This window comes from Streptomyces sp. NPDC002520 (genome assembly GCF_053595235.1).
This window is the reverse complement of the sequence record NZ_JBSFXG010000004.1, coordinates 50,614-69,133: the sequence shown is the minus strand read 5'-3', so window position 1 is coordinate 69,133 and position 18,520 is coordinate 50,614. Positions and strand designations below refer to the sequence as shown.

Genomic DNA, 18,520 nt, shown 5'->3' with positions numbered 1-18,520 from the left:
AGTCTAGGACAATGCGAAGGGCCGTACGGCCGGATGCCCGTACGACCCTCTTGGCATGGGTCACACCTTCAGGTACTTGCGCAGTGCGAAGAACGCTGCCAGCGCAGGCATCAGAACACTGGTCGCGAGAATCAGCGGCAGCTTGGTGAACACCGCGTCCCAGCCCACGAAGTTGATGAGCGTGAGCTTGGTGGACAGGCCCATGCCGTGGTCGATGGTGAAGTACCGGCCGACGACGAGGAAGACACAGGCCAGACCGCCGCCGATGAGTCCGGCGACCGCGGCCTCCATGATGAAGGGCGCCTGGATGTAGAAGCCCGAGGCACCGACCAGGCGCATGATCCCGGTCTCACGCCGTCGGCTGAACGCCGAGACACGCACGGTGTTGACGATCAGCAGCAGCGCGACGAGCAGCATCAGCGCCATCACACCGAGTGCCGCCCGGTTCATCAGATTGAGCAGCTGGAAGAGGTTGTCCAGGATGCCCTTCTGGTCCTGCACCGACTGCACACCGTCACGGCCGTTGAACGCGGTCGCGATGACCTGGTACTTCTGCGGGTCCTTGAGCTTGATGCGGTACGACTCCTGCATCTGCTCCGGCGAGAGGGAGCTGGCCAGCGGGGAGTTGCCGAACTGCTGCTTGTAGTGCTTGAACGCCTCGTTCTGGGTCTCGTGGGTGACCTTCTCGACGATGGGCATCTTCTCGAGGTCGGCCTCGATCTGCTTCTTCTGGTCCTTGGTGACCGCGCCCTTGGCGCAGTTCACGTCGGACTGCGCATCACTCTTGTTGCACAGGAAGATCGAGACGTTGACCTTGTCGTACCAGTAGCCCTTCATGGTGCTCACCTGGTCGCTCATCAGCAGCGAACCGCCGAACAGGGCCAGGGACAGGGCGACGGAGACGATGACGGCGAAGGTCATCGTCAGATTGCGGCGGAGACCGACACCGATCTCCGACAGGACGAACTGGGCGCGCATGGCGTCGGGTTAAGCCTTTCCGTGGACGGTCGTCGGGCAGCGGCTACGGCGGTCAGTGCTGGTAGCCGTAGACACCGCGGGCCTGGTCGCGGACGAGGCGGCCCTTCTCCAGCTCGATGACGCGCTTGCGCATCTGGTCCACGATGTTCTGGTCGTGCGTCGCCATGATGACGGTGGTGCCCGTCCGGTTGATCCGGTCGAGCAGCTTCATGATGCCGACGGAGGTCTGCGGGTCGAGGTTGCCGGTGGGCTCGTCCGCGATCAGCAGCTTGGGCCGGTTGACGAAGGCCCGCGCGATGGCCACGCGCTGCTGCTCACCGCCGGACAGCTCGCCCGGCATCCGGTCCTCCTTGCCGCCGAGCCCGACGAGGTCGAGCACCTGCGGCACGGACTTGCGGATCTCGCCGCGCGACTTGCCGATCACCTCCTGCGCGAAGGCCACGTTCTCCGCGACCGTCTTGTTCGGCAGGAGCCGGAAGTCCTGGAAGACCGTCCCCAGCTGGCGGCGCATCTGCGGCACCTTCCAGTTGGAGAGGCGTGCGAGGTCCTTGCCCAGAACGTGCACCTGGCCGTGACTGCACCGCTCCTCGCGGAGGACGAGTCGCAGGAAGGTGGACTTTCCGGAGCCGGAGGACCCCACGAGGAAGACGAACTCACCCTTCTCCACCTCCAGGGTGACTTCCCTGAGGGCGGGACGGGTCTGCTTGGGGTAGACCTTGGAGACATTGTCGAATCGGATCACGGATGCACCACGGGTCGCCGGGGGTAGGTGAGCGTGACCATACGCGAACCGGGTGCGCAAGTGCAGTCACCGGTTGCGGTTGCGCCATACTTGTGCGTTTTTGCACCGGGAAGTGTCCGTACCGCGAAGGGCGCGGGGAACCGTGCGGGGGACCATGCGGGCAACCGCGACGCACCCGCGGCCGCGATACGGCGGAAACCACCCCTTTGTAGACGCCCCGCGCAACCTCTGAAGGAACCTGGCACAGTGGAGGGGGGAACGTTCTCGTTCCCGGAAGCGTTCTATGGGTGATGGCCGGTGCAAGGAGGGCGAGCGCATGACGTACGACCGGTTGGTGTGCGCGAACTGCGCGGCGCCCGTGAGCGAGGGCCGGTGCCCGGTGTGCCGCGCCAACCGCGCGCGGCTGCAGCAGGAGGGCTTCTTCGCGGGGATGAACCCGATGGCCCTGATCGCCCTGCTCGCGGTGCTGATCGCCGCGGTGGTGCTCTTGGCCCACCAGACCGCGTAGGCGGACACGACAGACGCCGAAAGGGCCCGGAGCGTCAAGCTCCGGGCCCTTTCGCATGTACCTCGCGTGCGGAACGCGAGCGTACGGCTACGCTCAGGCAGCCGCGCCGCCGCGACCGTTGACCAGACGCGGCAGGACACGGAAGCCGATGCCGCCGGCGATCATGGTCGCGGCGCCGATGAGCAGGAACGCGGTCTGACCGGCACCGGTCTCGGCGAGCTGCTTGTCACCGCCCTGGGCAGAGGTGTCCGAGCCCGTGTCGGTGAGGGCCGAGGAGCCCTCCTCCTGGGAGGCGTTGTTGTTGCCGCCACCGTTGGGCGTGGTGTTGCCGTTGCCGCCGTCGGTGCCGGAACCGCTGTTGCCACCGTCGCCGTTGCCACCGTCGCCGCCGATGGAGCCGTTGCCACCGTCGCCGCCGCCGATGGAAGCGTCGCCGCCGTTACCGCCGTTGCCGCCGTTGCCGCCGCCGTTGGAAGCGTCGCCGCCGTTGCCACCGTTGCCGTTGCCGCCACCGTTGGAAGCATCGCCGCCGTTGCCACCGTTGCCGCCACCGATGGAAGCGTCGCCACCGTTGCCGTTGCCGCCACCGTTGGAAGCGGCGCCACCGATGGAAGCGGCACCGCCGTTGCCGTTGCCGCCACTGTTGGAAGCGGCGCCACCGTTGGAAGCGGCGCCACCGTTGGAAGCAGCGCCACCATTGGAAGCAGCGCCACCGTTGGAAGCAGCGCCACCGTTGGAAGCAGCGCCACCGTTGGAAGCGGCGCCACCGTTGGAAGCGTCGCCACCGCCGAGCACGCCGCCGAGGGAGGCGGTGCCAGCGTCACTGCCGCCGACAGCACCACCGATGGAGGAGTTCCCACCGTTGGAGTTGCCTCCATTGGAGTTGCCTCCATTGGAGTTGCCTCCGTTGGAGTTGCCGCCGTCGGAGTTCCCGCCCTCGGTGGTCACGCTCACGCCGATCGGGCCGGCCTGGACGCCGAGGTCCAGGGCGGACGCCGCACCTGCGGCCGTCAGAGAGGCGCCGGCAGCGATCACGGCACCGGCCGCTATCCGCGCGACGCGGATCCGCGTCTTCTTGGTCATATGGTTGCTACCCCCAGTAGCCGTTTTGTCAATGAGGCCGCGCTCGGGGGCCGTGATCGACGGAGGCGGTCGGGGAGTCCGGAAGTGGCGTCCGCGTCGGTGCCGGCATCCGAATCACCCCCGATTCCTCCGGTTCACATGCACCCCAGAGATACGCATGCCACGCTGCAGCCTTCCCATTTTTCAAAGCAACGTCAAGGCCGTTGCGCGCACGTTGTCCGGTGGGGTGGCGTTTGCCGGGAAATGGAGCCCGTGAGTGTGACGTAAAACCCAGACAAATGACAACTGCCGCCACTCGGGCGGCAGTTGTCATATCGACAAAGTCACTTCTCCCGCTGCTTGCGCCAGCGAATACCGGCCTCGAGGAACCCGTCGATCTCGCCGTTGAACACGGCCTCGGGGTTGCCGACCTCGAACTCGGTGCGCAGGTCCTTGACCATCTGGTACGGGTGCAGCACGTACGAACGCATCTGGTTGCCCCAGGAGTTGCCGCCGTCGCCCTTGAGGGCGTCCATCTTGGCCTGCTCCTCCTGGCGGCGCCGCTCCAGCAGCTTGGCCTGGAGCACGTTCATGGCACTGGCCCGGTTCTGGATCTGCGAGCGCTCGTTCTGGCAGGAGACCACGATGCCGGTGGGCAGGTGCGTGATGCGCACGGCGGAGTCGGTGGTGTTGACGCCCTGGCCGCCGGGCCCGGAGGACCGGTAGACGTCGACCCTCAGCTCGGACTCGTCGATCTCGACGTGGTCGGACTTCTCGACGACCGGGAGTACCTCGACGCCCGCGAAGGACGTCTGGCGCCGGCCCTGGTTGTCGAAGGGCGAGATGCGCACCAGCCGGTGGGTGCCCTGCTCGACGGAGAGCGTGCCGTAGGCGTACGGGACCTCGATGGCGAAGGTGGTCGACTTGATGCCGGCCTCTTCCGCGTACGACGTCTCGTAGATCTCGGTCTTGTAGCCGTGCTGCTCGGCCCAGCGCAGATACATGCGCTGGAGCTTCTCGGCGAAGTCGGCGGCGTCGACGCCACCGGCCTCGGCGCGGATGTTCACCAGCGCCTCACGGGAGTCGTACTCACCGCTGAGGAGCGTGCGGACCTCCATCTCGTCCAGCGCCTTCTTCACGGAGGTCAGCTCGGACTCGGCCTCGGCGCGGGTGTCCGGGTCGTCTTCCTCCTCGGCCATCTCGAAGAGGATGGCGAGATCGTCGATCCGGCCGCGCAGCGCCTCCGCCTTCCTGACCTCGGCCTGGAGGTGGGAGAGCTTGCTGGTGATCTTCTGCGCCTCGTCCGGGTTGTCCCAGAGGGACGGCGCGGCCGCCTGCTCCTCGAGCACGGCGATGTCTGCCCTCAGCTTGTCGAGGTCCAGGACGGCCTCGATCGACTCCATGGTCGAGGAGAGGGACTTCAGCTCTTCGGATACATCGACGACTGCCACGCCTCCAGCGTAACGGCTCCGCCGAGCGGCGAGGCCCGGGGTGAGGAGCGGAGCCGAACGGTGGGCCGGTGCCGGTGCGGGCCCGCCACCGGGGCTGCCGCCCCCGGACCCCCGCGCCGGCCCTGAACGAGCCTCGTCCTCGCCCCCCAGAGAGGGTGCCCCCGGACGGGCTGGTCCGCGCGGAGCCCCGGGGGTCAGGGAGCCGAGGTGCTGTGGGTGTCCCGGGGCGGCTGCTCGTCGTCCGAGGTGGCCGCCCACGCACCGATGCCGACGGCCGCGGCCAGGACCACGCCGGCGACACTGAAGGTGATCTTCCGGCGTCGGGCGGCCGCGCGGTGCCGGGCGGAGCCGGGGCGCGGTGCGCCCGGGGTCCGGGGCGCCCGGGCCGTGCCCCGCGCCCCGCCGGCGAGCTCGTCCGGCCCGGGGACCCGCATCGACGTGTGCGTGTCCCGGTTGGAGTCGGGCTTGGCCCCCGGCACCAGGGAGACGGCGCCCCGGCGCCGCACGGGCTCCGCGTCCTCGACCGGCGCGGGTGCCTCCTGCGGCCCCTCCTCCGCGGTCTCGGACTCGGGTTCGTCCACGTCCAGCGGCGGCATCCCCGCGAGCACCGGCAGCTGCTCCCGCAGCCGCGCCGCCAGCTCCGAGGCCCGCAGCCGGGAGGCCGGGGCCTTCGCCAGGCACTGCACGAGAAGCTGCCACAGCTCCTCGGGGATGCCGGGCAGCGGTACGACGCTCTCGGTGACGTGCCGGCGCAGCACCGCTCCGGGGTGGCCCCCGCCGAACGGGGTGAAGCCCGCGAGCAGCTCGTACAGGACCGTCGCCAGCGCGTAGATGTCCACGGCGGCCCGGGGCGGCAGGCCCTCGACGATCTCCGGGGCGAGGTAGTCCGGCGTACCGATGATCTTCGTGGCCCGGGTCCGCTTGGGCGAGTCGATCAGCTTGGCGACACCGAAGTCGGTGAGCAGCGCGGGATGCGCGCCGCCGGGTCCGAGCGGGCCCTGCATGTCCAGCAGGACGTTCTCGGGCTTGACGTCGCGGTGGACGACCCCGGCCGCGTGCGCGGCCGCGAGCCCGTCTGCGACGTCAGCGACGATCGCGACGGCGGCCTCGGGCGCGAGCCGACGCTCGCGCTCCAGCCGGGTGCGCAGGTCCGTGCCCCGGACGAGGTCCATGACCAGCGCGAGGTCGTTGCCGTCGACCACCAGGTCGCGCACGGTGACGATGTGCGGGTGCTCCAGGCCGAGCAGCGCGGTGCGCTCCTGCACGAAGCGCCCCACGAGCTCCTGGTCGGACGCCAGGTCCTCGCGCAGCAGCTTGATCGCGACGGGGCCGTCCGGCCCCTCGCCCAGCCACACCGTGCCGGCGCTGCCCCGCCCCAGGATCTGGTTCGCGGTGTACCGGCTGCCGATCTTCCGTGCCAAGACTGCTCCTACAGACGCGTGTTGTCGCCAAAACTACGCGCTGGACGAGCCGACCTTCACCACGGAGGCAGAAATCACCCGCCGGGTGTCGACAAATCCCCAACCCTGCGATCAGTTGGCGTTGCCGGAGGAGCTTCCCAGCTCCTTCAGCCAGCTGCTGATCTGCCCGGCCCAATCGCTCAACTGGTGCCAGTAGCCCTTGCCCTGGCCGACCCAGGTGTGCAGCGGGGTCAGGTCCCAGACCAGCCAGCTCGCGACGACCAGGATGACGATCGTGAACAGGCAGCCCTTGAGGCAGCCGAGTCCGGGGATCTTCATCGGGTTGGCGCCGCGCTGCCGCGGCGGCCGGGGCTCGCGGACGGGCCGCTGCGGCTCCGGCGCGTACCGCTGCGGCGCCGGGGCGTACTGCTGGGGCGCCTGGCTGTACCCGCCGGGGGCGCGCTGCTGCGGTCGCTGCGGGCGTGCCTGCGGTGCCTGGCGCGGCTGCTGCTGCGGCCGGGCGACCTGCCGCTGAGGGCGGCGGCGCAGCGGGTCCTCGTCCGGGGCGAGGTACTGGACCTGCGTCTGCTCGTTGCGGTCGCGGGCGGCGCGCAGCTGGTTCTGCCAGGGGTGCGGCTGATCGGGTCCGCCCGGCTGCCCCTGGGGCATCGGCGGCATGGCCGCGGTGGGGTCGGCGGCGCCGGTGCTCGGCAGTACGGCGGTGGGGTCGGCGGCGCCCGCGGGTCCGCCGGTGTGCGGCAGGACGCTGGTCGCGCCGTTCGGGTCGTACGCCCCCTGCGCCGCGTTGGCCGGCAGGACCTGCGTGGGGTCGGCGGAGCCGGGCACGCCCGGGACGGCGGCCGGGGCCGGGTCGGGCGCGAGCAGGGCGCCGACGCCCTCGGCCGCGGCGATCTGGGCGGCGTTCGCGTGCACGCCGACGCCGTCGGCGACGACCCGCAGGCCGCGCGCGAGGTTCTCGGCGCTGGGCCGCTCGTCGGGGTTCTTGCGCAGGCAGCGCTCTATGACCTGCCACAGCGGGCCCGGGACGGTGGAGGGGCGGCGCGGCTCGGCGTTGAGGTGCTGCTGGAGCACTTCGAGGGCGGTGCCGCCGGAGAACGGCGGGCGGCCGGTGACCAGCTCGTACAGCAGGATGCCGGCGCCGTAGATGTCGACGGCGGAGGTCTGCGGGCGGCCCTCGGCGGACTCCGGCGCGACGTACGCGGGGGTGCCGACGAACTCGTGGGTGCGGGTCAGGCCCGGGGAGTCGGCGAGGCGGGCGATGCCGAAGTCGGTCAGCATCGGGTGCATCCGGCCCTCGTCCTCGCTCAGCAGCACGTTGGCGGGCTTCAGGTCGCGGTGGACGACGCCGTCGGCGTGGCTCGCGGCGAGGGCGTCGGCGATCTGGGCCGTCGTCAGCGCGGCGGCGACGGGCGTGAGGGGGCCGTTCTCGCGCAGGTAGCGGTGCAGGTCGGGACCGTCGACGAGGTCCATGACGAGGGCGAGCAGATCGCCCTCGACGACCAGGTCGCGGACCCGGACGATGTTGGGGTGCGTGAGCCGGAGCAGGACGGAGCGCTCGCGCAGGAACCGCATGACGATGTCCGGGTCGCCGGCCAGCTCCTCCTTGAGGACCTTGATGGCGACCGTCTCGCCCGGCTGGCCCGGCACGGCCGCCTCGGCGCCGGCGGTCTCGCGCTGGCTCGCACGCCAGACGGTGCCCGTGGCGCCGCGTCCGAGCGGCTCCTCGAGCAGGTACTTGCTGCCGACTGGCCGCACGTCACGCGCTCCCTGCTGGTTGCTTGCCGGTGTTCCGGTTACCGACCCACTGTAGTGCCGTCCACGAGGGCACCACATGAACGATCTCGTACAACTTCGAAGGTAAGACGCTCGCCTCGGTCTCCCGGTTGCCAGGCCGCGGACGTGACCGATCTCAACTGATCGCATGACCGATATCAACTGATCAACGGCGCACTCCCGGGCAGGCACTTTTGGGGGCAGAGCTGACCAATCAAGATCACTTGGTACCGGGCCGCGGGCGCGTTGTCGGTGACAGGTGCGAGGATGCCTGCAGTACTGGCCGACGTGCTCGTGTGGGGTGGGGAGTCCGCGCCCGGGCAGAAGGGACCGCTGACGGCGATGCAGATCCGGCTGACCGTCGTAGACCCGCTGGGCCCGGCCCCGCAGCGGGGCCGCCCCGCGAGCCGGGACGTGCTGGTCACGGCACCGGCGGGCACGGACCTGGCCGCGGTGGCCTCCGCACTGGCCACGGCGGTCACCGGAGACGGCGGCGCGGGCCGGGAGGCCTCGGGCGCGCCGGTGGTCCTGTACGCGGGCACGGAGCGGCTCGACGCCCGCCGCCGCACCCTCGGCGAGCCCCCGCTGGTCGACGGCGCCGTGCTGTCCCTGGGCGCCCCCGCGGCCCCCGAGCCCCATCCCGAGCTGGACGACGCCCCGACCCAGCTGCACGTGGTCGCGGGCCCGGACGCGGGCGGGGTCCACCTCCTGCACGGCGGCCGGATCACGGTCGGCCGCTCCGTCGACGCCGACGTCCCGCTGGACGACCCGGACGTCTCCCGTCTGCACTGCGCGGTCACGGTCGCCGCCGACGGCGGCATCTCCGTCACCGACCTCGGCTCCACCAACGGCACCACCCTGGACGGCGCCCGCGTGACCGACCGGCCCCGGCGCTTCCCCGCCGGGGCCCTGCTGCGGCTCGGCGAATCCGCCCTGCGGGTCACCCCGTCCGGTGGCCCCGCGGCCCGGGTGCGCACGGTCCCGGACGGGGAGGGGTGCGTACGGCTGCCGCTCGGCGGCGGGGCCGAGGAATCCGATGCCCTCGGCGCGTCCGCCGGATACGCGGCACCGGGCGCGGGGACCTCACCGGGTACGGCCGGTACGGCGCACGCCGCCGGGCACGCACGCGTGGAGCCCTCGTCGGCCACCGGTCCGTCCGGGCCCACCCGGCACGCCTACGGCACGGCGAACTGGACCGGCTCCGGCACGGGAGCCCAGGAGTACCGGTACGAGGAAGCGGAGGCCGCGGTCCCCGGTCAGGCCGGGGCTCCGAGCATCGAGAGCCGGGGCGCGGACGCGCCGGGTCCGGCAGCGGGTACGGCTTCCGCCGGCAGGCCCATGAGCCGCCCCGGGAGCCACGGGCCGAGCGGTGAACCCGGGCCGGACGGGACGACCCGTTCCACCCCGTCCCCCGACGGCCACACGCGCGCGGACCGCTTCGAGACGGGCGCCCCGAACGGCGCTCTCCGCTCACCCGGCGCACCCGCCCCGTCCTCCGGCAGCGGAGACACGCACGCGGGCCGCCACGGCATCGGCGGCCCCGACGGCCCGACCGAGAGCGGGTACGGCGGTACGGCGGCCTACGACCCGGTGCCGGACGGCTACGACACGCAAGGGGACGGGGGCGCGCGTTCCGGGGGGCGCAAGAGCACTCCGGTCCGGGGAACCGACGTACCCCAGGGCGCCCGGCGCCGGGGCGGGCTCGGTGCGTGGGCGCGCCGACTGGCCGGCGGACGCGGGGAGCCGGAGACGTCCCGTGAGGAGTACGGCGCCGGAGCCGCCGACCGGGCCGGCATCCCGGCCGATGCCGTCCCGCGCCGGCCCGACACCTGGCCCGACCCCGCCGCGCTGCTGCTGACCGCGCTGGGCCCCGGGCCCCGGCTGTGGGAGCGGGGCCCCGGGCACCCGGAGGCGCTGTCGGTGCGGCTCGGGACGGCCGACCGGGCCACGCCGGACGGCTCGGGACTGCTGCCCGCGGTCCCGGTGACCACCGCGCTGCGCGAGGCGGGTGCGCTGGGCCTGGCCGGCCCACGCCCCCGGCTGTCCGGGCTGGCCCGCGCGGTGCTGGCCCAGCTCGCCGCGCTGCACTCCCCCGACCTGCTGGAGATCGTGCTGATCAGCGCGGACCGCTCCCGTCCGCTGGAGGAGCGCACGGCCGAGTGGTCCTGGCTGGGCTGGCTGCCGCACGTCCGTCCGGGCCACGGCCAGGACTGCCGCCTCCTGCTGGCCTACGACCGCGAACAGGCGGCGGCCCGCACGGAGGAACTCCTGCGCCGGGTGGAGGACCACGCCGCGACGGGACGAAGCACGGCCCGGCCGGCGACGGCGACGACGGGTCCGGCCCCCGCCGGGTCGGTCCCGGCGCCTCAGGACTTCGCCCAGGATCCGTCCCGCCCCGCGGGACAGTTCCCCGACGCGGACGGCCCGGCCGGCCGGACACCGGACGCAGCGGCGCACGCCGCCACGGCGCCCGCTGCCCCGGCCGGCACCGGCCGCACCTCCCCGCACGGCACCCCCGCCCGTCGCCCCTCCTGGGCCCGCGAGGGCGCCGGAGCGGACGGCGTCGGCGGGTTCCCGGGGCCGTACACGGTGGTCGTCGTGGACGGTGATCCCGGTGGGGCGGCGCTCCGGGAGGCCGTGGCACGGCTGGCCGTGGCAGGACCGCGGGCCGGGATCCACGTGGTGTGCCTCGCCGAGACCCCGGCCACCTCCCCCTCCTCCCCGGTCGCGGAGACGTACGAGGCGGCCTGCGCGGTGGCCCCCGTCTTCCGGTACTGCGGGGCCGTGGCGCTGCTCGGCGGTGACGTCGCGAGCGTGCTGCATCTGCTGCGCGTGGCGCCCGGCGGGCCCGTCGGCCCGGGTGCGCTCGCCGCCGTGGACGCCGTCTCCCCCGCCTGGGCGGAGCGGTTCGCGCGGGCGCTCGCGCCGCTGCGCCCCGACAGCCCCGCCGGTGAGCGGCACGCGCGGGTGGCCGTGCCGTTGCCGCAGTCGGCCCGGCTGCTGGACGAGCTGGGGCTGGCGCGGGCCACCCCGGCGTCGCTGATGGCCCGCTGGGCGGACGCGGCGGACGACGCCGAGTCCCTGGGCGGCCGGGCGCGGGCGGTGCTCGGTGCCGGGCCGCGCGGTCCGCTCACCGCCGACCTGGTGGCCGACGGGCCGCATCTGCTGATCGAGGGGCCCCCGGGCAGTGGCCGTACCGAGCTGCTGCGGGCCGTGGTCGCCTCGCTGGCCGCCGCCGAGCGGCCCGACCGGCTGGGCATGGTGCTGATAGACGGCCGGGACGGCATCGGCACGGGCGCCGGCCGCGGTGAGGGGCTGCGGGTCTGCACGGATATACCCCATGTGACGACCTACCTCATCGCCAACGACCCCGTGCGTATGCGGGAGTTCGCGCAGTCGCTGAGCGCCGAGCTGAAGCGGCGGGCCGAGCTGGTGGGCATGGGCGACTTCGTCCAGTGGCACTCGGGGCACGAGGTCTCGGGCCGGATCGTCGCGCAGCGCACGCCGGGCGGACGGGCGGCCGTGCCCGGGTCCGGCACCGGGGCCGGCGACATAGACGCGCCGCCCAGCTCCACGCTGCGGCTGCGGCCCGGCGCCGCGGCCCGGCGGCGGACCGAGGCGGCGCCGCCGCTGCCCCGGCTCGTGGTGGTCGTGGACGACCTGGACGCGCTGGTCTCCCCCGCGCTGGGTTCACCGGGCCGGCCTGCCGCCGGCTCGGTGATGCGGGCGGTGGAGGCGGTGGCCCGGGAGGGCGAGCGGCTGGGCGTGCACCTGGTGGCGGCGGCCTCGGCGGGCGGTCGTACGGCGGAGACGGAGCCGGCCCGGCGGGCCGTGCTCCGGGTGACGCTGGACGCGCCGTCCTCCGGCCCTGGGGGCACCTCCCCGTTCGAGCGAAGCCGAGAACGTGGGGGCGAACCGGCGCCGGGGCGGGGCAGCCTGACGTACGCGGACGGGCGGAGCATCGGCTTCCAGGGCGGCCGGGTGACGGGCCGTATCCCGCGCACGGCGACCCAGCGGCCGACGGTGCTCCCGCTGGAGTGGGAACGGATGGGCGACCCGCCGGCCCGCCGCCCGGTGCGCGAGCTGGGCAACGGCCCCACCGACCTGGCCTTGTTGGCGAGCGCGGTGGAGCGGGCGGCCCGGGAGGTCTCGGCGGCGGAGGTGCCCTCACTGCTCTAGTCGTGGCCGGCACGCATACGTCCCTGATCACGAGCCGGTCACGATCAGCCGCCGGACGGCACGGGCGCTCTTGCCGCCCGTGTGCGGCCCGGCGTAGACCGGACGGCACGGACAAGTCTTCACGTTCATACGGACAGTCTCCTGACGTTCAACGGAGAACGACGAACGGGGAAGTGATGCGCAATCAGAGCAGCACCATCCGGACAGGCAGGGCGGTCGGCACGCTCGCCGCGCTGCTCGCGGGAGCCCTCGCGCTCACCGCGTGCTCGGGCAGCGACAACAAGAAGGACAGCGGCGGCAAGAGCAGCGCGAGCGCCGGCGGCTCCTCCGTCACCCTGCCGAAGCTGAACGGCGCGAACCTGGAGGTCGCCGCCGTCTGGACCGGCACCGAACAGGCGAACTTCAAGAAGGTCCTCGCGGAGTTCGAGAAGCGCACCGGCGCGAAGGTGACGTTCGTGCCCGCGCAGGACCCGATCATCAACTTCCTCGGTTCGAAGATCGCGGGCGGTCAGCCGCCGGACGTGGCGCTGCTGCCGCAGCCGGGCGCGATCAAGCAGGCCGTGGAGAAGAAGTGGGCCAAGCCGCTGGGCCCGGAGGCGCTGGGGGAGCTCCAGAAGAACTACTCTCAGGGCTGGCAGGACATCGGCAAGGTCGACGGCAAGCAGTACGGCGTCTACTACAAGGCCGCCAACAAGTCGCTGATCTGGTACAACGCCAAGGCGTTCGAGAACGCGGGCGCCAAGGAGCCGAAGACCTGGCCGGGGCTGCTGACCACCGCGCAGGCGGTGTACGACTCCGGTGTCACCCCGTTCTCGGTGGGCGGTGCCGACGGCTGGACGCTGACGGACTGGTTCGAGAACGTCTATCTGTCCCAGGCCGGGCCTCAGAAGTACGACCAGCTCGCCCAGCACAAGATCAAGTGGACCGATCCGTCGGTCAAGCAGGCCCTGACCACGCTCGCCCAGATCTGGGGCAAGAAGGACTACGTGGCGGGCGGCGCGGACGGCGCTCTGCAGACCGAGTTCCCGGCGTCGGTCACGCAGACCTTCACCGGAGGCGACCAGCCCAAGGCGGCGATGGTCTACGAGGGCGACTTCGTGCAGGTCAACATCGGCGACACCAAGGCGAAGGTGGGAACGGACGCGAAGGTGTTCCCGTTCCCGGCGGTCGGCTCCAGCGCGCCGGTGGTCTCCGGCGGCGACGCGGCGGTGATCCTCAAGGACTCCAAGGCGGCGCAGGCGCTGGTCACCTTCCTGGCCTCCCCGGACGCGGCGACGATCCAGGCCAAGCTGGGCGGCTACCTCTCGCCGAACAAGAACGTCCCGGTGTCGGCGTACCCGAAGGAGGTGCAGCAGACCATCGCCAAGGCGCTGATCGCGTCCGGCGACGACTTCCGCTTCGACATGTCCGACCAGGCCCCGCAGGCCTTCGGCGGCACGCCCGGCAAGGGTGAGTGGAAGGACCTCCAGGACTTCCTGAAGAACCCGAAGGACGTCGCCGGCACCCAGGCGCAGCTGGAGAAGGACGCGGCGGCCGCGTACGGGAACGGGAGCTGATCCGGCCATGGCGTCGGCAGCGGCGGCGGGGTCCCCGAAGGGCCCCGCCGCGCCGAAGAGCCGCAGGAGCGTGACCGGCACCCGCAGGACGGTGGCAGCGCTGTTCCTGCTGCCGGCGCTGGTCCTGCTCGGCGCGCTCGTGGTCTACCCGATCGGGTACTCGGTCGTCCGCAGCTTCTACAACGCCTCCGGCGACGGCTTCGCCGGGGTCGACAACTACAAGGCGCTGTTCACGGACGACGGCATCCGCACGGCACTGAAGAACAACATCATCTGGGTCGTGTTCGCGCCGACGGTCTCCACCGCGCTCGGCCTGGTCTTCGCGGTGCTGACCGAACGGGTGCGCTGGGGAACGGCGTTCAAGCTGGTCGTCTTCATGCCGATGGCGATCTCGATGCTGGCGGCCGGGATCATCTTCCGGCTGGTGTACGACCAGGACCCGGACAAGGGTGTCGCCAACGCGGTGTGGGTGGGCGTGCACGACACGTTCGCCCAGTCCTCGGCGTTCCCGAAGGCGCATCCGGGCCGTGAGTCGCCGCTGCGGCCGGACCAGGGCGGGTTCATCACCACGGCCCCGGTGCACGCCGGTTCGGCGGTCTCCCTCCCGCTGGTCGGTGTCGCTCCCGACCAGATGCCGCACAGCGCGAAGAGGGCCGTGGCGGCCAGGGCCGAGCCGGGGAAGATCACCGGCACCACCTGGCAGGACTTCACGCGCGGCAAGGGTGTCGGAAAGCTGGGCTCCCCCGACCCGTCCGAGCTGGGCTACGCCGGGATGCGGATCGAGGCGGTGAAGGACGGCAAGGTCGTTGCCTCCGCCAAGGCCGCCCCTGACGGCACCTTCACACTGCCGGCCGCGGCCGACGGGGCCCGGCTGCGGCTTCCCGCGAGCAACTTCAAGGAGCCGTACAACGGCGTCGACTGGCTCGGCCCGGCGCTGGTCACACCGGCCATCATCGGGTCGTACGTGTGGATGTGGGCGGGCTTCGCGATGGTGCTGATCGCGGCCGGGCTCGCGGGCGTGCCCCGGGAGCTGCTGGAGGCCGCGCGGGTGGACGGGGCCAACGAGTGGCAGGTGTTCCGCAAGATCACCGTGCCCCTGCTGGCACCGGTCCTCGCGGTCGTCACCGTCACGCTGATGATCAACGTGCTGAAGGTGTTCGACCTCGTCTACATCATCGCCCCCGGCTCCTCCCAGGACGACGCCAACGTGCTGGCCCTGGAGCTGTACCGCAAGGGCTTCGCCGAGAGCCAGCCGGGCATCGCGAGCGCCATCGCGGTGTTCCTGCTGCTGCTGGTGATCCCGGTGATGCTGTTCAACATCCGTCGGCTGAGGCGGGAGGGCAGGCGATGAAGATGCGTGCGCCTCGGGGCGGCCGGGGGTCCGGGGGTCGCCCCCCGGGAAAGCACAGCAACGTCCGTCGGCTGAGGCGGGAGGGCAGGCGATGACCGCGACCAGCGGCGGCGTCGGGAAGGCGGCATCCGCCGACATGACAGTGAAGGGACGGCAGTCCCTCGGTTCGAGGATCGCCGAGAAGCTCAACGGCGGACTGGTCCGCGTCTTCCTCATCGTGGTGGGCCTGTTCTGGCTGGTGCCGACCATAGGTCTGCTCATCTCCTCCCTGCGCTCACCGGAGGCCATGAGCGCGAGCGGCTGGTGGAAGGTGTTCACCCAGCCGTCCCAGCTGACCTTCGACAGCTACCAGAAGCTGCTGGAGAACAGCGACATCACCAACTCCCTGGTGAACACGGTGCTGATCACGGTTCCGGCGACGATCCTGGTCGTGGTGATCGGCTCGCTCGCGGGCTACGCGTTCGCGTGGATGGAGTTCCCGGGCCGGGACTGGTGGTTCCTCGGCGTGGTCAGCCTGCTGGTCGTCCCCGTGCAGGTGGCGCTGATCCCGATCGCCGAACTGTTCGGCGACATCGGCCTGTTCGGGACGATCTTCGGGGTGATCCTGTTCCACGTCGGCTTCGGTCTGCCGTTCGCGGTGTTCCTGCTGCGGAACTTCTTCGCGGAGATCCCGCGGGAACTGCTGGAGGCGGCCCGCCTCGACGGCGCCGGTGAACTGCGCCTGTTCGCACGGGTGGTGATGCCGCTCGGCGGGCCGGCGATCGCGAGCCTCGGCATCTTCCAGTTCCTGTGGGTGTGGAACGACATGCTGGTCGCGCTGGTCTTCACCAAGTCCGGTTCGCAGCCGATCACGGTCGCTCTGCAGACGCAGGTACGGCAGTTCGGCAACAACATCGACGTGCTCGCGCCCGGCGCGTTCATCTCGATGGTGATCCCGCTGGTCGTGTTCTTCGCGTTCCAGCGGCAGTTCGTGTCCGGGGTCATGGCGGGCGCGGTCAAGTAGCGGCCAAGTAGCCATAAAAACGGGCACTTTTCGAGGGGCGGGTCTTCACGGGCCCGCCCCTCGTCGTTCACCCGATGTCCCCCACATGCCGTACGAGCCGTAACCAAGTCACTCCGTCGGCCGTTCCCGGGCACAACGCCCGCATCGACCGACCCATGGATGTGTCTTGCCCAGGTTCAGTGTCATCGTCCCCGTGTACAAGGTCCAGGCGTACTTGTCCGAGTGCCTGGACTCGGTGCTCTCGCAGTCGTATCCCGATCTCGAACTGATCGCCGTGGACGACTGCTCCCCGGACGCGTGCGGGGAGTTGATCGACGAGTACGCGGCCCGCGACGCGCGCGTGAAGGCCGTCCACCTGACCGAGAACCAGGGGCTCGGCCGCGCCCGCAACGCGGGCATGGCCCTGGCGACGGGCGACTACCTGGTCTTCCTGGACAGCGACGACACCCTCACCCCGGACTCGCTCCTCGCGATCGCCGACCGGCTCAAGGAGACCGGCGAGCCGGACCTGCTGGTCTACGACTACGCGCGCACCTACTGGACGGGCCGGGTGGAGCGCAACAAGGTCGCGGCGCACTTGTCCGAGGAGGGTCCCGCGCCCTTCCGGCTCGAGGACCGCCCGGGTCTGCTCAGGGTGATCATGGTGGCCTGGAACAAGGCGTACCGGCGGGAGTTCGTCGAGAAGAACGGCTTCAGCTTCCCGCCCGGCTACTACGAGGACACCCCCTGGACCTACCCGGCCCTGATGGCGGCCGAGTCGATCGCGACCCTCGACCGGGTGTGCGTGCACTACCGGCAGCGCCGGCAGGGCAACATCCTCGGCACGGTCAGCCGCGAGCACTTCGACATCTTCGACCAGTACGACCGGGTGTTCGCGTTCCTCGACGAGCGGCCGGAGCTGGACCGGTGGCGGCCGATTCTGTTCCGGCGCATGATGGACCACTTCTCCACGGTGTTCACCAGGCGGGACCGGCTGCCGCGGGGCAGCCGCGCCGAGTTCCTGCGCAGGGCCCGCGCCCACTGCCGCCGGCACCACGCCGCGGGCGGCCCCGCCTCCCTGCGCTCCCGGCTGCGCCAGGGCCTGGTCCGCTTCGGCCTGCACCGCACCTACCGCCTCCTCCAGCTGACGACGGCCGCCTGCCGCCGCACCCACAAGGCCTGCCGAGGGCTCGCACGGGCCCTCAGGGCGGCCGCCCTCCAGGCCCACTACCGCATCCAGCTGCGGCTGCCCGTGCGCGCCGACCGGGCCGTCTTCGCCGCCTACTGGAACCGGGGGCACGCCTGCAACCCCGGCGCCCTGGAGGAGGCGTTCCGCACCTACGCCCCGCACATCCGCACCGCCTGGATCGCCCGCCCCGAGGACCAGCACACGATCCCGCAGGGCACGCGCCGGCTGCGCCCCGGCACCTTCGCCTACTGGACGGCGCTGGCCCGCTCCCAGTACCTGGTCAACAACGTCAACTTCGACCGCCGGCTGAGGAAGCGCCCCGGCCAGGTCTTCGTCCAGACCCAGCACGGCACCCCGCTCAAGCACATGGGCCTCGATCTCCAGGAACACCCGGCGGCCGCGGGCGACATGGACTTCGAGGAGCTGCTGCGGGGCGTCGACAAGTGGGACTACGTCCTGTCGGCCAACCGCCACACCACCCTGACCTGGGAGCGGGTCTACCCCGGCCGCTACACCACGCTGGAGTACGGCTATCCGCGCAACGACGTCTTCCAGCGGGCGACGTCGGCCGACGTGGCGCGCATCCGTTCCTCGCTCGGCATCCCCGAGGGCACGATCGCGCTGCTGTACGCGCCCACCCACCGCGACCACCAGCGCACCCAGCGCCCCGTCCTCGACCTGGAGCGGGTCGCGGACCGGCTGGGCCCGCGCTTCATGATCCTGGCCCGTGCCCACTACGGGCACGCCGGTCCGTTCGCGGACGGCCCCCGGATCATCGACGTCAGCGACCACCCGAGCGTGGAGTCCCTGTGCCTGGCCTCGGACGCGCTGCTCACCGACTACTCGTCGATCATGTTCGACTACGCCAACCTGGACCGGCCGATCGTCGTGCACACCGAGGACCGCGAGGCGTACGAGGCGGTCCGGGGCACCTACTTCGACGTGCGGACCTGTCCGCCGGGCGCGGTCTCGCGCACCGAGGACGAGCTGATCGACATCTTCGTCACCGGCCACTGGCGCGGCTCCCGCTCCACCCAGCTGCGGGCGGCGTTCCGGGAGCGGTTCTGCCCGTACGACGACGGGCTCGCCGCCAAGCGCGTCGTACGCCATGTCGTGCTGGGCAAGACCGCCGGGCTGCCGCCGTTCGTTCCGCTCGCCGAGCGTCACCCGGTGCCGTCCACGACGTCGGGGCGCACCCCACTGGCCACCATCCCGCAACCTTCCGGCCCCCGTCCCGTCACCGAGAGCCGCTGAACACCGTTGGTCCTTCCGGGAGTTCCCATGCCCCTCAGTTCGACGCGGCCCACTCCGAGCAGGCCGTCCACCTG

Annotated in this window: 12 protein-coding genes; 6 read left to right on the top strand and 6 right to left on the bottom strand. The window is 71.8% G+C overall.

Annotated features, from left to right (window positions below; genetic code table 11):
* Positions 1–60 precede the first annotated feature (60 nt).
* Both ftsX and ftsE read right to left on the bottom strand, forming a co-directional pair.
* A complete protein-coding gene (gene ftsX, locus ACWD5D_RS08445) occupies positions 61–978 on the bottom strand; it encodes a permease-like cell division protein FtsX (protein ID WP_451372030.1) in 918 nt (305 codons plus the stop codon).
* A 52-nt stretch (positions 979–1,030) separates the two neighbouring features.
* Positions 1,031–1,720 carry a cell division ATP-binding protein FtsE gene (ftsE, locus tag ACWD5D_RS08440; protein WP_451372029.1) on the bottom strand — a complete coding sequence of 230 codons (690 nt, stop codon included), beginning with the start codon at positions 1,718–1,720 and terminating at the stop codon, positions 1,031–1,033.
* 316 nt (positions 1,721–2,036) lie between these two features.
* On the opposite strand from ftsE, the gene ACWD5D_RS08435 reads away from it, so the two are divergent.
* The gene (locus ACWD5D_RS08435) at positions 2,037–2,228 is read left to right on the top strand and encodes a hypothetical protein (RefSeq protein ID WP_451372028.1); all 192 of its coding nucleotides are present in this window, start codon (positions 2,037–2,039) and stop codon (positions 2,226–2,228) included.
* A gap of 93 nt (positions 2,229–2,321) precedes the next feature.
* Here the strand turns inward: ACWD5D_RS08435 and ACWD5D_RS08430 are convergent, their stop codons facing one another.
* The 4 genes from ACWD5D_RS08430 to ACWD5D_RS08415 form a co-directional block, all read right to left on the bottom strand.
* A complete protein-coding gene (locus ACWD5D_RS08430) occupies positions 2,322–3,311 on the bottom strand; it encodes a hypothetical protein (RefSeq protein WP_451372027.1) in 990 nt (329 codons plus the stop codon).
* A 323-nt stretch (positions 3,312–3,634) separates the two neighbouring features.
* Complete coding sequence (prfB, locus tag ACWD5D_RS08425; RefSeq protein ID WP_451372026.1) at positions 3,635–4,741, bottom strand: peptide chain release factor 2; 1,107 nt, start codon at positions 4,739–4,741, stop codon at positions 3,635–3,637.
* Between the two features lie 194 nt (positions 4,742–4,935).
* A complete protein-coding gene (locus tag ACWD5D_RS08420) occupies positions 4,936–6,162 on the bottom strand; it encodes a serine/threonine-protein kinase (protein WP_451372025.1) in 1,227 nt (408 codons plus the stop codon).
* Positions 6,163–6,273: 111 nt separating this feature from the next.
* Complete coding sequence (locus ACWD5D_RS08415) at positions 6,274–7,917, bottom strand: serine/threonine-protein kinase (RefSeq protein ID WP_451372024.1); 1,644 nt, start codon at positions 7,915–7,917, stop codon at positions 6,274–6,276.
* Positions 7,918–8,277: 360 nt separating this feature from the next.
* Between ACWD5D_RS08415 and ACWD5D_RS08410 the strand changes: the two genes are divergently transcribed.
* The 5 genes from ACWD5D_RS08410 to ACWD5D_RS08390 all read left to right on the top strand — a co-directional run bounded on the left by ACWD5D_RS08410 (position 8,278) and on the right by ACWD5D_RS08390 (position 18,446).
* A complete protein-coding gene (locus ACWD5D_RS08410; protein ID WP_451372299.1) occupies positions 8,278–12,114 on the top strand; it encodes an FtsK/SpoIIIE domain-containing protein in 3,837 nt (1,278 codons plus the stop codon).
* A 176-nt stretch (positions 12,115–12,290) separates the two neighbouring features.
* Complete coding sequence (locus ACWD5D_RS08405) at positions 12,291–13,670, top strand: ABC transporter substrate-binding protein (protein WP_451372023.1); 1,380 nt, start codon at positions 12,291–12,293, stop codon at positions 13,668–13,670.
* Between the two features lie 7 nt (positions 13,671–13,677).
* Positions 13,678–15,021, top strand: coding sequence for a carbohydrate ABC transporter permease (locus ACWD5D_RS08400; RefSeq protein WP_451372022.1), 1,344 nt, complete (start codon positions 13,678–13,680; stop codon positions 15,019–15,021).
* A gap of 91 nt (positions 15,022–15,112) precedes the next feature.
* Positions 15,113–16,024: a carbohydrate ABC transporter permease gene (locus ACWD5D_RS08395; RefSeq protein ID WP_451372021.1), complete on the top strand. Its 912-nt coding sequence runs from the start codon at positions 15,113–15,115 to the stop codon at positions 16,022–16,024.
* Positions 16,025–16,190: 166 nt separating this feature from the next.
* Entirely contained in the window at positions 16,191–18,446 is a 2,256-nt protein-coding gene (locus ACWD5D_RS08390; RefSeq protein WP_451372020.1) for a bifunctional glycosyltransferase/CDP-glycerol:glycerophosphate glycerophosphotransferase, read from the top strand.
* Positions 18,447–18,520 lie beyond the last annotated feature (74 nt).